This window comes from Mycetohabitans sp. B8 (assembly GCF_021991875.1).
In the GTDB taxonomy this organism is placed as follows: Bacteria; Pseudomonadota; Gammaproteobacteria; order Burkholderiales; family Burkholderiaceae; genus Mycetohabitans.
Genome location: NZ_JAHLKR010000005.1, coordinates 64,563 through 79,476 on the forward strand (window position 1 = coordinate 64,563; position 14,914 = coordinate 79,476).

Here is a 14,914-nt window from a genome sequence, read left to right on the forward strand (position 1 = left end):
AATCGGTTGAGATCCCGGTATAGTAACTAACTATCCCGACGCTGCCCGGCCAGGCACACCCATCCGTCCTGTTCACGCCAAACGGCAAGCTCGATGTGGCGTGCGTAGGCTGCCGCGACTTCGTCCGCTTGGCGCGCCAGTACCCCGGATAGCGCAAGTCTTCCGCCCGGCTTTACCCTGGAGGCCAGCATCGAAGCCATGAGCTTCAGCGGATTGGATAGGATGTTGGCGACGACCACATCGAACTCGTTTGCGGGGCACTCATGGGGCAGCCCATACGTGACGTCGACGTGATTGCGCTCGCTGTTGTGCTGGGCCGAGTCGATCGCCTGCGGGTCGATGTCGATGCCCACGACCGGCGTGGCGCCGAACTTGCGTGCAAGTATTGCCAGGATGCCAGAGCCACATCCGTAGTCGAGCAGCGAATCGCCGGCACGCACGTGCTGCTCGATCCATTCCATACATAGGCGTGTGGTCGGATGGCTGCCGGTGCCAAAGGCGAGCCCCGGGTCGAGTTCCAGCACCACGGCGTCGTGCTGCGGTGCGTCGTGCCATGATGGCACGACCCAGATCCGCTGGCCGACATGGATCGGCTCGAACTGGGATTGCGTGAGTCGCACCCAGTCCTGCTCCTGGACGTCGCGCGCGGTGAAGGCCGGCGGCGCGGGTAGGCCGGCCTCATTCGCGGCGGCGGCTAGCAGCACGGCGGGGTCCTGTTCCGCGGCAAGCATGGCAATCACCCGCGAGTGCGTCCACGCGGCACGATCCGGTATGAGGCCGGGTTCACCGAACAGTGCTTGTTCGTGCGGCGTATCTGCGTCGGCGTCCTCGACGCAGACCGACAACACGCCCAATTCGAGCAGCGCGTCTGACAAAGGCTCGGCGCGCTCACGATCAACTTCGACGACGACTTCGCGATAGCTCATGCCGTTACGTTTCCTCAGGGGCGGCCTGCTGTTTGGCCGCCAACTTGTCTTCGAGGTAATGGATGCTCGTGCCGCCCTGGACGAACTTGGCGTCCAGCATCAATTCCCGGTGCAACGGGATATTCGTCCGAATACCCTCGACCACCATCTCGGACAACGCGATACGCATCCGATTGATCGCCTGTTCGCGGGTCGCGCCGTACGCGATCAGCTTGCCGATCATCGAATCATAGTTGGGCGGCACAAAGTAACCATTGTACGCGTGCGAATCGACGCGGATGCCCGGACCGCCGGGCGCGTGCCATGACGTGATCCGTCCCGGCGACGGCGTGAACTTGAATGGATCTTCCGCGTTGATCCGGCATTCGATCGCGTGACCACGGAATGCGATGTCGCGTTGCCGCACCGACAGTTTCTCGCCTGCCGCGATGCGGATCTGCTCTTGGACGATATCCACGCCCGTGATCAGCTCGGTCACCGGATGCTCAACCTGGACCCGGGTGTTCATTTCGATGAAGTAGAACTCGCCGTTTTCGTACAGGAACTCGAACGTGCCGGCACCCAGGTAGCCCATTTTCTTGCACGCTTCGGCGCAGCGATCGCCGATCCGGTCGATCAACCGGCGCGCGATGTCAGGCGCTGGCGCCTCTTCGATCACTTTTTGATGGCGCCGTTGCATCGAGCAGTCGCGCTCGCCGAGCCAGACCGCGCTCTTGAACGAGTCGGCCAGCACCTGGATCTCGATGTGTCGCGGATTCTCCAGGAACTTTTCCATGTAGACCTGCGGGTTGCCAAACGCGCGACCGGCTTCTTCGCGCGTCATGTTGACCGCGTTGACGAGTGCCGCTTCCGTGTGCACGACCCGCATACCGCGCCCGCCGCCGCCGCCGGCCGCCTTGATGATCACCGGATAGCCGATCGAGCGTGCGATCTTGACGATCTCCTTCGGATCGTCCGGCAACGCGCCGTCCGAACCCGGCACACACGGCACGCCTGTCTTGATCATCGTCTGCTTGGCGCTGACTTTGTCGCCCATCAGCCGGATGGTCTCCGGGCGCGGGCCGATGAACGTGAAGCCGGACTGCTCGACCCGCTCCGCAAAGTCGGCGTTCTCGGACAGGAAGCCGTAGCCCGGATGGATTGCTTCGGCGTCGGTGACTTCCGCCGCGCTGATGAGCGCCGGCATGTTCAGGTAGCTTAGATTCGATGGCGCCGGCCCGATGCAGACTGCTTCGTCGGCAAGGCGTACGTACTTTGCTTCCTTATCGGCTTCCGAATAGATGACAACCGTCTTGACGCCGAGCTCGCGGCACGCGCGCTGAATGCGCAGTGCGATTTCGCCGCGGTTGGCAATGAGTATTTTCTCAAACATAGGCAAAGCGACCCGTTAACCGATCACGAACAGCGGTTGGCCATACTCGACGGCCTGGCCATTTTCAACGAGGATTTCCTTGACCACGCCCGTCTTGTCGGCTTCGATCTCGTTGAGCAGCTTCATCGCCTCGATAATGCAGATCGTCTGCCCCTCCTTGACCGAATCGCCCACTTGCACGAACGGATCGGCCCCCGGCGACGGCGCGCGGTAGAACGTGCCCACCATCGGCGAGGTGACCACATGGCCTTGCGGCGTGGCGGCGGCGGGGGTCGCGGGTGTGTCGGATTCAGCCGACGCGGCAGCCGGTGCGCCGGCCGCACCGGTGACCTGCGGCGCCGGGGCGTATTGTGCCTGGGACGGCAGATAGACGGGCGCTGCGTTCTTGACGATCCGGACCTTGCCTTCGCCTTCGGTGACTTCGAGCTCCGAGATGCCGGACTCGGATACCAGGTCGATCAGGGTTTTAAGTTTGCGTAGATCCATCGGAGGTCCCCAAATTGATGTGGCGTCCGGGCCAGGCCCGGAATAGCGAAAGTGTGGTGTTGCCAGAAAAAAGACGTCAATGCGACCGGTCCAGGCGCCCCAGCGCAAAGTCCAGCGCGTACAGGTAGCCTTGCCAGCCGAGTCCGCAGATCACGCCCTGCGCCAAGTCGGAGAAATACGACGCATGGCGGAAAGCCTCGCGTCGATGCACGTTCGACAAGTGGATCTCGACAAATGGGATCCCCGTTGCCGCAATCGCGTCGCGGATCGCCACGCTAGTGTGCGTGAAGGCGGCGGGGTTGATCAGCACAAAGCCGATCTGCTCGTCAAGCGCCTGGTGCAAGCGCTCGATGATTTCGCCCTCGTGATTGCTCTGGAAGCAACTGAGCACCGCCCCCGCGGCGGCAGCTTTCTCCGCCAGCGCCTGCTCGATCTGGGCGAGCGTCGTACTGCCGTACGTTTGCGGCTCGCGCGTGCCGAGCAAATTGAGGTTGGGGCCATTGACGACCAGGATGCGAAGACTCATGGGAGTTCGTTTTCTGCGAAGTTGCGCGCACTTTACCGCTGATTCAAAAAAAGTGTCCAGTTTTCGGCGTGCTCATCGTTAAAAGAACGAGCGTTCGCCAAAGCGTGTCGGTTGTAAATGTAGTCGATCGAGCAACAAATAGCAGACAACTGCGGCGAATACCAACAATTTATCGATAAATTACCGAATAATTTGCGATCGATACGCGCTGTCGGCGACTAGCACGCGAGCGCCGCACTGGCAGGCCGCACAGCAGCGACTATTGCGCCTATGTCATAGCGCGTCTAGTTCCGTGCTGAGCCGCGTCGCATCGATTTCCCCCAGCTTCAAGTAGCGAACGTGCCCGGCTTTGTCGATAACCACGGTGAATGGCAATCCGCCGGCCTGGTTGCCGAACTGGCGAGCCAAGTCCGCGCCGCCGAAGCCAGCTATGTAGACCGGATAGCCGATCGTCACCTTGGATAGGAATTGCAATACATTCCGGGCCGAATCGACGCCAATGCCGACGAAGCGCACGCCTTTGTCCGCGTAGCGGCGTTGCAACGCGGACAGCGCCGGTATTTCCTTCACGCATGGCGCACACCACGACGCCCAGAAGTTCACCACGGTGACTTTGCCGCGATACTGGGCCAACGACTGAGGCTGGCCTGCTGGATCGGGCAGCGAACTAGCAAACAGCGCGCGTACCGCATCGTCGTGTGCCGTGTAGGGAGGCGCGATGGCATACGCCGGCGTGGCCCCCGCTGGCTGCACTGCGCAGGCATGCGGCGGCGCGCACAGCAAGCAGGCCACGGCGAGCCACGCGGCACGGGCGCGACGTGCCGGGGCGGGCACCGCAGAAGCGGGGGGGAAGTCAGGATACAACGTCGCGTTCATCACATTTCCACTAAAACAAAGGCGAACGGCTACCGCCCACGCCGGTTCCGGCTGCGGTGCGGTGCGGTGCGGTGCGGTGCGCTGAGGGGCGCTGCGCTGAGGTGCCGGCGGCGTTTGCCACTGCCGTTTAACCCGCATCGAGCAGCGCTTGGACTGACGCCGCGTTCGCGCGTGCCTGTCGTCCGCGTGCATCGGTGCGGACCGCGCCACGCAAATCATTCGTGTCGTATAGCGCCACATGGATGCCGACCGCGTTGCTGTTACCGTCGCGGGCGAGGAAACTCAATGTCTCAACCGCTGCGCGACCGGCGAAATGGCGCGTCTCGGATACGTGGTACTGTACGCCGACGTTCAGTAGATGGATGGCCACCTCTTTGGGATTATCGCAAAACACTTGCAGGTGGATGTCCGAATGGACGCCGGCCGTGCCGTTAAGCACGGCGCCGGTTAAGTAGGGATTGAATTGCGCGAGCCGCGCCATCCAGTCCAGCGCGATTTCGCGCAGACGCCGCAGGATGCCGGGCTGTGTGTCGCCATGGAATAACGCCAAATATTCCCGTATTTCTTCCTCGATCCGGTCGTTATCGGGCAACCATTCGCCAGCAACACGCGTCTCGCCAATGATTTGCCGGGCTGCTTTGCGCTTGGCGCTAGCATAGTCGAGCCCGTCTTCGGCGATCAGGCGCGCGGCCACCAACGCGATCTCATCGCGCACGCGCTCTCGCTCCAGGTGCAGTTTCGAAGCCATGACGGTAATGATACCCGCAGTTCGCACACGCGCCGTGCATTGCCGCCGCGGGGCCCGGTCGTGGGCGGCCCCTCGGTTACAATGTCGCACTTTACTCCACGCCAGTTCCAAACGCAGTCCGACGATACGGCGCGGACCGCGCCCGCTCGGTAGACGGACTCCAACTCCAACGCTATGCACATTCATATTCTCGGGATTTGCGGCACGTTCATGGGCGGCTTGGCCGTACTGGCACGCGCCGCGGGTCACAAGGTTACGGGCTGCGACACTGGCGTGTACCCGCCGATGAGCACCCAGTTGCAAAGCCAGGGCATCGAGTTGATCCAGGGCTATGGTGAAGCGCAACTGGCATTGCAGCCGGACCTGTTCGTCGTTGGCAATGTCGTGATGCGTGGCAACCCGCTGATGGAAGCGATTTTGGATCGTGGCTTGCCCTACGTGTCGGGCCCGCAGTGGTTGGGGGAGCACGTGCTGGCCGGCAAATGGGTGCTGGCTGTCGCCGGCACGCACGGCAAGACCAGTACGGCGTCGATGCTTGCGTGGTTGCTCGAGGACGCAGGGATGAACCCCGGCTTCCTGATCGGCGGCGTGCCGTTGAACTTTGGCCTCTCCGCCCGGCTGACCGATTCGAGCTTTTTCGTGATCGAGGCAGACGAGTACGACACCGCATTTTTCGACAAGCGATCCAAGTTTGTTCACTATCGGCCCCGCACGGCCATATTGAACAATCTCGAATTCGACCATGCCGATATCTTCGACAACCTGGCGGCGATCGAGACGCAGTTTCATCACCTGGTGCGCACCCTTCCAAGAACGGGGCGGATCGTTGTGAACGGCGCTGACGACGCACTGCAGCGCGTGCTGGCCCGGGGCTGCTGGAGCGAGGTCGAGCGCTTCGGCGTCGAGGGCGGATGGCAGGCGCTACCGGCCGATGCGGTGGGGCCGGCAGACGAGCGTTTCGCGGTGTATCGGTGTGCGCAACAGGTGGGCGTGGTCGACTGGCCGCTGCAAGGTGAGCACAACCGGATGAACGCGCTGGCTGCCATCGCGGCTGCGCACAGTGTTGGCGTGCCGGCTGCGCGGGCGGTGACGTCGCTCGGCGGCTTTCGCAACGTGAAGCGCCGCATGGAGGTGCGCGGCAGCGTCGATGGCGTGACCGTCTACGATGACTTCGCGCACCATCCGAGCGCGATCGGCACGACCATCGCCGGCTTGCGCACCCGCATCGGCGATGCGTCGCACGCCCGGATCCTCGCGGTGTTCGAGCCGCGCTCGAACACCATGAAACTGGGCACGATGAAGGCGCAGCTTCCTGCAAGTCTGGCGGGTGCCGATTGGGTGTTCGGTTACGGTGCGCCCTCGGGCAAGGACGCGCTCGGCTGGGATCTTGGGGCGGCGCTTGCGCCGCTGGGAGACAAGGCACACGCCTTCGATGACCTCGGTGCACTGGTGCGGGCCGTCGCCGCGGTTGCGCGTGCCGGCGATCATGTGCTCGTGATGAGCAACGGCGGTTTCGGCGGCGTGCACCAGAAGCTGCTTGACGCGCTGGCGAACCGGAGAGCGGCATGATTCTCTACCTGCACGGATTCCGCTCTTCGCCCCGCTCGTTCAAGGCACGCCTGCTGGCCGAGCGGCTGACGCGGCTTGGTCGAGCCGGCGACTGGCTGTGCCCGCAATTGCCCGTGTCGCCGCGCGAGACGATCGCGCTGGCCGAGCAACTCGTCCAACAGGCTCAACAGGCGCGTGCGGCGGATCGCGCCGCGCCGGTTACGCTGATCGGCAGCTCGCTAGGTGGGTTTTTTGCCACCTATCTGGCCGAAAAACATGGCTGGCCGGCGATGCTGCTCAACCCGGCCGTGGTGCCGCAGCGCGACTTGTCCGCGTATGTTGGTGAGCAGCCGTTGTGGCATGGCGGCGGCTCGATCGTTGTCGAGCCGCATCACGTGGACGAGTTGGGTGCGCTGCAGGTCGCCGCGATCACGCGGCCTGAACGGTATCATTTAATTGCCGCGACCGGCGACGAAGTCCTCGACTACCGGGAGATGCTTGCGCACTACGCCGGTGTGCGCACCACGCTAATCGATGGCGGCGACCATGCGATCAGCGATTTTGCGACGTACTTGGATGACGTGCTCGCGTTTTGCGGCATCGACACTGGCCGCGGACCCGTTGCGGCGTAGGACTGGACCCCCGGGCGGCGCATGCACCGCCGCCCCAGGCCGCCATGCGCGGCCTTCACGTTTCGAGAGTACCGAGTGAACGTTTTTTTTGAGGAATCCGGTAGTTTTAAGGCTGGCACGGTATTGAATCGGCAAGGTGACGCGTTCCAGGTCGAGTTGCCGGGTGGACGTCGCGCCAAAGTTCGCAGCAAGGACGTGCTGATCGAGTTCGACAGCCCGAGCGCCGCCGACCTGATTCAACAGGCCGATGCGGCGGCGAAGGAAATTGACCTGGAGTTCCTATGGGAAATCTCTCCGCCGGACGAGTTTCGCTTCACCGACCTGGCCAATGATTATTTCGGTGGTACGCCGGATGCCGTGCAAAAGAGCGCACTGGTACTTTGCATGCACGGCGCGCCGGTCTACTTCCGACGTAAGGGACGGGGACAGTACCAGCGCGCGCCCGAAGAGCAGTTGAAAATGGCGCTCGCGGCGCTGGAGCGGCGGCGCCAACAGGCGATCGTGCAGCAGCAGTACGAGGACGAGTTGAAGGCCGGTAGGCTGCCTGCCGCGTTCGACGGCAAGGTGCTTGGCTTGCTCACGCGTGCGGACAAGAATTCGATTGAATACAAGGCGCTGGAAGCGGCTGCGCTCGCATTGGGTAAGTCGGCTGCGCAACTGATGCTGGACGTCGGCGGCATCCCGTCGGCACGCGCGCTGCACGAAGCGCGGTTCCTGTCCGAGTACTTTCCGCACGGTACCGGTTTCCCCGCATTGAACGCGGGTCCGTTGCCGGAGGACCTGGGTGAGGCGATCGGCGTGCAGGCGTTTTCCGTCGACGATGTGACCACCACCGAGATCGACGACGCCTTCTCGGTTCAGCACCTGTCGGACGGGCGCGCCAGGATTGGTATTCACATCGCGGCGCCCGCGCTGGGCATCGAGCGCGGCGACGCCGTGGACGCGATCGCGCGCGCACGCCTGTCAACCGTCTACATGCCGGGCGATAAGATCACGATGTTGCCGGACGATTTTGTCGGCACGTTCACGCTGAAGGAAGGCGGATTGCGGCCGGCGCTGTCGCTGTACCTGATGATCGACACCGCCACACAGGACATCGTGATGACCGAGACGGTGGCCGAGCGCGTGCAGGTGGTCAGCAACCTGCGGCACAACGTGTTGGACGAGATTATCACTGAGCAGACGCTCGAGGCCGGCACCGGCGACTACCCGCACAAGGACGAGATCGCGGTGCTGTGGCCCTTCGCCAAGGCGCTGTACGAGCGACGTCAGCAGGCGCGCATCGGCTACGGTCTCAGGCGCGAGGTGCCGCGCAACGTTGACTACAACTTCTACGTTGATGGCGAGCATGTCAGCATCACGCCGCGCCGTCGCGGTTCGCCGTTGGACCTGATCGTCGCGGAACTAGCGATCCTAGCCAACAGCCGCTGGGGCGCGTTCCTGCATGAGCATGGCGTGCCGGGCATTTATCGCGCGCAGCGCGCGTTCGGTCCCAATCGCACGCGGATGCAGACCACGCCGGCGCCGCACGAAGGGCTGGGCGTGGCGCAGTATGCGTGGAGTACCTCGCCGCTGCGCCGGTATGTTGACTTGGTGAATCAGTGGCAGTTACTGGCGTGTGTCCGACATGGTGTCACCGCGAAGCTGGCCGCGCCGTTCAAGCCGAAGGATGCGGACCTGTACGCCATCGTGCAGAATTTTGACGAAACCTATACCGCGTATGCTGACCACCAGCGGCTCATGGAGCATTTCTGGTGTCTGCGCTGGCTCAAGCAAGAAAAGCGCGACCGGGTGGTGGCCACGATTGTCAAGGACGACGTCGTGCGACTCGAGGAAGTCCCGCTGCTGTTGCACGTGCCGGGGTTGGGCGTGCAGGCGCGCGGCACGCGTGTGCTGCTCGAGGTGAGGGCGATCGACGAGCTGCGCGTGGAGGCGTCGTGCCGGCTCATCGAAGTGCTGGACGTGGCGCGCGTGACGGGCGGCGACGAAACGAACGGGGACGCAGATAGGGCGTTGGACACGGACAGCGGAACGGACATTGACGCCGCGGCGGGTGATGACGTCCAGACGCTAGGTGACGCGTCCGATGCGCGAGCGCAACCGGGCGATGCACAGCCGGATGCGAGTGCGGCCGTTCGCGGCGACGCAACGCAGACGCGCAATGATGGTGAGGTGGCGCAATGAGCGCGCCGCCTGCGCCGGGCGGCCAGGGCCCGGACCGCTACGCGGTGATCGGCAACCCAGTCGCGCATAGCAAGTCGCCGGCCATTCATGCGAGCTTTGCCCAGCAGACGGGCGAGCCGGTCGAATATGACCGGATTCTTGCGCCAGTGGACGGCTTCGCGCAGGTCGTGGACGCCTTCATGTCGGCCGGTGGGCTCGGGCTGAACGTCACGGTGCCGTTCAAACCGCAGGCCTATGCGCTGGCGACACGGCGTTCCGCGCGGGCGGAGGCGGCCGGGGCGGTCAATACGTTGCGCTTTGACCGCGTGGACGGCGGCCGCATCGAAATCTTTGGCGACAACACCGATGGCGTGGGGCTCGTCACGGACGTCGAGGCGCAGCCGCATATTGCGCTCAGCGGCGCGCGTGTGCTGCTGCTCGGCGCAGGCGGCGCGGCGCGCGGCGTGATCCCGCCATTGCTGGAGCGTCGGCCCGGCGCGCTGACGATCGTCAACCGGACTGCGGCGCGCGCGGTCGAGTTGACCGAGCGCTTTGCAGCGTTCGCCCGGGCTGCGGGCTGCGCATTGGAAGGCGGCGCGCCGGGCGTGGAGCACGGTGTCTATGATATCGTGATCAACGCGACTGCCGGCAGCCTCGATGGGGCCGTACCGGCATTCGCAGCGGCGTGTGTCGGCCCCGGTACGCTCGCGTACGACATGATGTATGCAGCCGGGCCCACGGTGTTCATGCAGCACGCCGCACGCCTGGGCGCGCATACTGTCGATGGCCTCGGGATGCTCGTGCGGCAGGCTGCGGAATCGTTCTTTGTTTGGCGTGGCGTGCGTCCCGACCCAGCTCCGGTGCTCGCGGCACTGCGCGCGTCGCTGTAGGCGGGCGTGCGGATGGCCTCGCGCATTCTGCCCGCGCGCGGTGGCAAACGTACCCGCCCGCCTGCACGGGGAGGCGGGCTGGACTACATCGCCGGCGTCGCGATGTTCGCATGGTGTTTCACGCAGGCGTACTACGCCGCCCAAATTGTCATCTGGCGTTACGTCGATTCGTCGACAAGCCGACAAGCGCCTACATGCGGGCCGACGAATGGCGCTTCAGGCACGCTCACGCAGCCACTCGTTCGGCAGTGGGTACCCTGCGAGCGGATCGCGCGAAACCTCAAGCGCGCGAGCAGAGCTATATCCACAAGGCCCAAGAGCTGGCCATCACGTGGATGCTAGAAGCGCTGCTCGACAAGGAACGCATTTTCGATGCTTTACCTGGATTCGGTTGAGTAGGGCAATGGCGTCTACGGTGCACAGGCAGCCGCACAATATTACTTTCGCACGGATGCGGACAGGCTCAGCGCGTCGCAAAGCGCCCGACTCGTGGTGATGTTGCTGTGTCCCCGCTATTTCGATGCGCATCGTAGTGCGCTGGGACTCGCGCAACGCGCAGCGGTGATCCTGTGCAGGATGGGTGCGGTGAAGTTGCCCGGATAGCAACGCTGCCTTGCCGCACCAGTCGGATTGCCGCGGCACGCGCGAGTCCCACTCAATGGGCACGCGCACCCCATTTTGGAGGTTTTCCGCATGCGTCCTACAATGCGGTCAACACAGCGGTACATCGGCAACCGGACATGGAGACAGCGCAGTGACCTCATCGGGGCATGAGACCCGCCTAATCCAGGCGCAGGGCGCAGCGCTGACGTCGCGGCGTGACGTGGCAAGCTGGTCGAGCGCCGCACGGCTTGCCGTGCTGACCGCTGCCACCGCAGCAGGATGCGATCACACAGGCCAGCATGGCGCTGGGCTTGACCGCACAGCAGGCGGGCATGCAGACGTTGCTGCGCGGCCTGGAGGGCGCTCCCGAGCCGGGCACCGAATGCCGCTCGCGAAGGCGATGATGATCAACCTTACACGCGATGAATGGCAGCGGTTGTTCGTGCGCGGGGTGAGCGCTCTGAAGAATCGCGGCACGCGCGATTGACGCGTAAGCCGTGCCGCGGGCCGTCTGGACCGAACGGCGCTGGATTGGCAATCAGGAGGAAAAATGTCTTCACCGGCCGATGCATCCGAGCAGCGCGCCACCGCCCCGGCCCGTTTTGCTCATTATCCGAGTCTTGCCGGCCGTGCCGTGCTGATCACCGGCGGCGCGACCGGCATGGGCGCATCATTCGTCGAGCAATTCGCTGCCCAGCACGCGAAGGTTGGTTTCATCGATATGGATGCGGGTGCCGGCGCGGCGCTGGCCGACCGCCTGGGCGATTCCCGCCACCGGCCAGTGTTCGCCACTTGCGATTTGACTGACTTGGACGCATTGCGCAAGGCGGTCGCCGATCTGCGCGACGCGCTCGGGCCGTTCACGGCACTGGTGAACAATGCGGCCAACGATCGCCGCCATGTGTTGCGGGAGGTGACGCCGGCATACTATGACGCAAGCATTGCCGTGAATCTGAGACACCAGTTCTTCGCGACGCAGGCGGTCGTTCCCGACATGAAGGTCGCCGGTGCGGGCGCGATTGTGAACCTCGGATCGATCAGCTGGATGACGAAGACCGCGAACCTGTCGATCTACCAGAGTGCGAAAGCGGCCGTGCATGGCATGACGCGGGGGCTGGCGCGCGAACTCGGCCCGCATGGCATCCGCGTCAACACGCTGTCGCCAGGATGGGTGATGACGAACAAGCAACGGCGCCTGTGGCTGGACGATGACGGGCGCCGTGCGATCAAGCAGGGACAGTGTCTGGACCGCGAGCTGTTGCCGGAGGACATCGCACGCATGGCGCTGTTCCTGTGCGCAGACGACAGCGCGATGATCACCGCGCAGCAATTCATCGTCGATGGAGGCTGGGCGTGAGCGCGCTGGGCCGCCAGGCTGCATTGTGGGTGGAATGCCGCAACCAGCTGGGTGAGGGTGCCACCTCAGTCAAGTTTTGGAATGCGTCGAGCTGTTCGGCACGACAGCGGTACTGGCCCCGGCAGCGGTCTGAGTACGGCAGGCCGCCCTCGATTGCCAATTCGCTTGATGGTGGGGTTGCTGTATTTGAAGCACGCGTACAACGAGAGCGACGAGTCGGTGTGTGAGCGCTGGGTGCAACACGTCTACTTCCAGTTATCGAACAAATTATGCGCTCGCCGCTTTGTTCGTCGCCGACAAGTTCACCAAAGGCCAATCACACGGCCCTCGCAGGGCCTTAACGCTGTAGACCGAGCGCTGGCATCATACGGCCTTTCGCTGCGCGCATTGAATTTTTCCGGTCCGACTAGCTAGGAAAACGAGGCGATGCAGATGCGATATGATGGGATGGGTGGCGGAACCAACAAGACAGCGACGAAGACCCTAAAAGTCCTTCAAATTAAGGTTAAGGGGCGGGGGCCGTTATCGCCAGTGGTGTCAGCATCGTATCGGGTCTGCCACCGGGAATTTGAGACAAGCTAACCTACAAAGCCTTTAAAGCGGCCATATTAGTATATTCGCTGACTTCCCCATTAGGGGATATCATGGACCTGAGTGTTTAGTGGAGTGCGTTCATGGGGACGAGATACGAACAGGACGTGGTGGCATGGGCAAGCGAGCAAGCGGCGCTGTTGCGCGCGGGTCGTCTCTGCGCTATCGACGTTAAGCATATCGCCGAGGAGATCGAGGACGTGGGCAAGAGCGAACAGCGCGAATTGGCGAGCCGTATGTCGGTGCTGTTGGCTCATCTGCTGAAGTGGCGGTTTCAGCCTTCGCGTCGCAGCAAGAGTTGGCAGTTCACGATTAGCACGCAGCGCAAAGAAGTTGCCTACGTGCTGAACGAAGCGCCGAGTCTGCGTGGCAAGTTCAACGACGCGGCGTGGCTCGATCTCGTCTGGTCGAAGGCGCGCAGCATGGCCAGCAACGAAACGGGGCTCGACCTTGATGTGTTCCCGGAGGTATTGCCGTGGTCCATTGAGAACGTGCTTTCGCAAGCGTTTCTTCCTGAATAACGGAAAAGAGGCTGAATGCAGGGACGTATCCCAGCAGACAGGTGTCACGGATCGGCATAATCAAGCCAGAGTGATCGACGTAAGGAAGCCACTCGGAATGGCTTCGAAACGCGATTTCGCAGGGTTTCAAGAATGCGGTTTTTGGTGTATGACGTCTAGCAATTTGTAACAGGGGTAGGAGAGCGTTTCATTCCCGCGGCTAAAGCTTCTAGGCTGCCTGCTTGAGTGGCGTCAACTCTTGTGCTTGAGCCTGCCAGAGAATAGGCGGCATATTCTAATCCTTTCAAGGTTGTGCAAGGCCAGATATAGCAGCTTGCTGGCGGCTTCGGCGCTCGGGAAGTGGCCGTGTCTTCACGACCTTGCGCAACTGCATGTGCATGCTCTCAATGGCGTTGGTTGTGTCAATGATTCGACACACCTCGGCGGATAGGTGAAGAAGAGAATCACCTGTTCCCATTGGCGTTGCCACATCGCCGCAACCGTGGTGAATTTGTGCCTCCACTGGCCTTGCGCGAAGGCATCGAGTGCCGATGCCGCCGCTTCGGCCGTGGGTGGCCCTCGAGGCTTTGCCATTTAGGCCCGGTCTGCATCCATTCCTGCCGCGCGACGCGCATACGCAGCTGTGCGTCGCCGCGGCCGGTATCTGGTTTTCCGGCGCTGACCGATTGCCGGTGCGGCACGTGCAGGCCCGCCGCGTGGCAGTTCGGGCTCGCCTATCCGCTGCCGGCAACGCTGGTCGAACCACGCATTCACGGGCTGGGGCACGTGCGCAAGCATCGCGTGGCCGGGCCGTCCGCTTAAGCAAGTAGAATACGGGTTTGCCCGCCGCGTCGTTCGCGGTGCTTCTTGCAGATTCGACCATGTCCTTCATTGCTACTCTGGAGCGCGCCTGGCAGCGCACGCAATCATTGCTGTGCGTTGGGCTTGACCCCGAGCCATCGCGCTTTCCGCCGCATTTGACCGGGCGCGCCGATGCCATCTTCACGTTCTGCCGCGACATCGTCGATGCCACCGCGCCCTATGCGAGTGCATTCAAGCCGCAGATCGCCTATTTCGCCGCACACCGCGCGGAAGAGCAACTTGAGGCGTTGATCGCGCACATCCACGCGCGGCACCCGGGACTGCCGGTGGTGCTGGACGCCAAGCGCGGTGACATCGGCAGCACCGCGCAGCAGTACGCGCGCGAAGCGTTCGAGCGATATTGCGCAGACGCGGTGACGGTCAACCCCTACCTAGGGTTCGACTCGATTGAGCCGTATCTCGCGTATCGGGACAAGGGCGTGATCGTGCTGTGCCGCACGTCGAATCAGGGCGGCTCGGACTTGCAATTCCTTGACATCGGGGGGCAGCCTCTGTACCAGCACGTAGCGGCGCTTGCCGCCGAGCAATGGAATACCAGCGGACAGCTCGGGCTGGTGGTGGGTGCGACGTTCCCGAAGGAAATTGATGCGGTGCGCCAGCGCGTCGGTACGATGCCGCTGCTGATCCCGGGAATCGGCGCGCAAGGCGGCGACATTGAGGCGACGGTCCATGCCGGTCGCACGGCTGACGGCACCGGCATGATGATCAACTCGTCGCGCGCGATTCTGTACGCGCGCAGCGGTGAGGACTTTGCATCGGCCGCGGCCGATGCTGCGCGCGCCACGCGCGACGCGATCAACGCCTATCGCTAACT

Annotated in this window: 14 protein-coding genes and 4 pseudogenes; 11 read left to right on the forward strand and 7 right to left on the reverse strand. The window is 63.3% G+C overall.

Translation table 11 applies throughout. The features are described from left to right. Positions 1–26: 26 nt before the first annotated feature. The 6 genes from prmA to KQH60_RS01955 form a co-directional block, all read right to left on the reverse strand. Complete coding sequence (gene prmA, locus KQH60_RS01930) at positions 27–926, reverse strand: 50S ribosomal protein L11 methyltransferase (RefSeq protein WP_237574913.1); 900 nt, start codon at positions 924–926, stop codon at positions 27–29. A 4-nt stretch (positions 927–930) separates the two neighbouring features. Continuing rightward, complete coding sequence (gene accC / locus KQH60_RS01935) at positions 931–2,298, reverse strand: acetyl-CoA carboxylase biotin carboxylase subunit (RefSeq protein WP_237574914.1); 1,368 nt, start codon at positions 2,296–2,298, stop codon at positions 931–933. Positions 2,299–2,313: 15 nt separating this feature from the next. Further along, a complete protein-coding gene (gene accB / locus KQH60_RS01940) occupies positions 2,314–2,784 on the reverse strand; it encodes an acetyl-CoA carboxylase biotin carboxyl carrier protein (RefSeq protein WP_237574915.1) in 471 nt (156 codons plus the stop codon). 76 nt (positions 2,785–2,860) lie between these two features. Next, positions 2,861–3,310, reverse strand: coding sequence for a type II 3-dehydroquinate dehydratase (aroQ, locus tag KQH60_RS01945; protein ID WP_237574916.1), 450 nt, complete (start codon positions 3,308–3,310; stop codon positions 2,861–2,863). A gap of 273 nt (positions 3,311–3,583) precedes the next feature. Continuing rightward, on the reverse strand, positions 3,584–4,186 hold the full coding sequence (locus KQH60_RS01950; protein WP_237574917.1) for a TlpA disulfide reductase family protein: 603 nt from the start codon (positions 4,184–4,186) through the stop codon (positions 3,584–3,586). A gap of 127 nt (positions 4,187–4,313) precedes the next feature. Further along, positions 4,314–4,934 (reverse strand): UDP-N-acetylmuramate--alanine ligase, encoded by a 621-nt coding sequence (locus KQH60_RS01955; RefSeq protein ID WP_237574918.1) that lies wholly within the window; start codon positions 4,932–4,934, stop codon positions 4,314–4,316. 174 nt (positions 4,935–5,108) lie between these two features. Between KQH60_RS01955 and mpl the strand changes: the two genes are divergently transcribed. From mpl to KQH60_RS02005, 9 genes and pseudogenes are all read left to right on the forward strand, one after another. After that, positions 5,109–6,503, forward strand: a complete 1,395-nt coding sequence (gene mpl / locus KQH60_RS01960; protein ID WP_368669311.1) for a UDP-N-acetylmuramate:L-alanyl-gamma-D-glutamyl-meso-diaminopimelate ligase — start codon at positions 5,109–5,111, stop codon at positions 6,501–6,503. Continuing rightward, positions 6,500–7,114: a YqiA/YcfP family alpha/beta fold hydrolase gene (locus KQH60_RS01965; protein WP_237574919.1), complete on the forward strand. Its 615-nt coding sequence runs from the start codon at positions 6,500–6,502 to the stop codon at positions 7,112–7,114. Before mpl ends, KQH60_RS01965 begins: the two co-directional genes overlap by 4 nt. Positions 7,115–7,189: 75 nt before the next feature. After that, positions 7,190–9,298, forward strand: coding sequence for an RNB domain-containing ribonuclease (locus tag KQH60_RS01970; protein ID WP_237574920.1), 2,109 nt, complete (start codon positions 7,190–7,192; stop codon positions 9,296–9,298). Then, entirely contained in the window at positions 9,295–10,167 is an 873-nt protein-coding gene (gene aroE / locus KQH60_RS01975; RefSeq protein WP_237574921.1) for a shikimate dehydrogenase, read from the forward strand. Before KQH60_RS01970 ends, aroE begins: the two co-directional genes overlap by 4 nt. Before the next feature lie 78 nt (positions 10,168–10,245). Next, positions 10,246–10,770, forward strand: a pseudogene (locus KQH60_RS14970) (transglycosylase domain-containing protein). 151 nt (positions 10,771–10,921) lie between these two features. After that, positions 10,922–11,257 carry a hypothetical protein gene (locus tag KQH60_RS01990; protein WP_237574923.1) on the forward strand — a complete coding sequence of 112 codons (336 nt, stop codon included), beginning with the start codon at positions 10,922–10,924 and terminating at the stop codon, positions 11,255–11,257. Between the two features lie 63 nt (positions 11,258–11,320). Then, positions 11,321–12,127 (forward strand): SDR family NAD(P)-dependent oxidoreductase, encoded by an 807-nt coding sequence (locus tag KQH60_RS01995; RefSeq protein ID WP_237574924.1) that lies wholly within the window; start codon positions 11,321–11,323, stop codon positions 12,125–12,127. Between the two features lie 135 nt (positions 12,128–12,262). Continuing rightward, positions 12,263–12,382, forward strand: a pseudogene (locus KQH60_RS02000) (transposase); the annotation flags it as partial. 419 nt (positions 12,383–12,801) lie between these two features. After that, the gene (locus tag KQH60_RS02005) at positions 12,802–13,239 is read left to right on the forward strand and encodes a DUF29 domain-containing protein (RefSeq protein WP_237574925.1); all 438 of its coding nucleotides are present in this window, start codon (positions 12,802–12,804) and stop codon (positions 13,237–13,239) included. 274 nt (positions 13,240–13,513) lie between these two features. Here KQH60_RS02005 and KQH60_RS02010 read toward each other — a convergent pair. Then, positions 13,514–13,791, reverse strand: a pseudogene (locus KQH60_RS02010) (transposase); the annotation flags it as partial. Positions 13,792–13,799: 8 nt separating this feature from the next. Here KQH60_RS02010 and KQH60_RS02015 point away from each other — a divergent pair. Beyond that, positions 13,800–14,038, forward strand: a pseudogene (locus KQH60_RS02015) (aldose 1-epimerase); the annotation flags it as partial. Positions 14,039–14,099: 61 nt separating this feature from the next. After that, positions 14,100–14,912, forward strand: coding sequence for an orotidine-5'-phosphate decarboxylase (gene pyrF / locus KQH60_RS02020; protein WP_237574926.1), 813 nt, complete (start codon positions 14,100–14,102; stop codon positions 14,910–14,912). Positions 14,913–14,914: the final 2 nt, after the last annotated feature.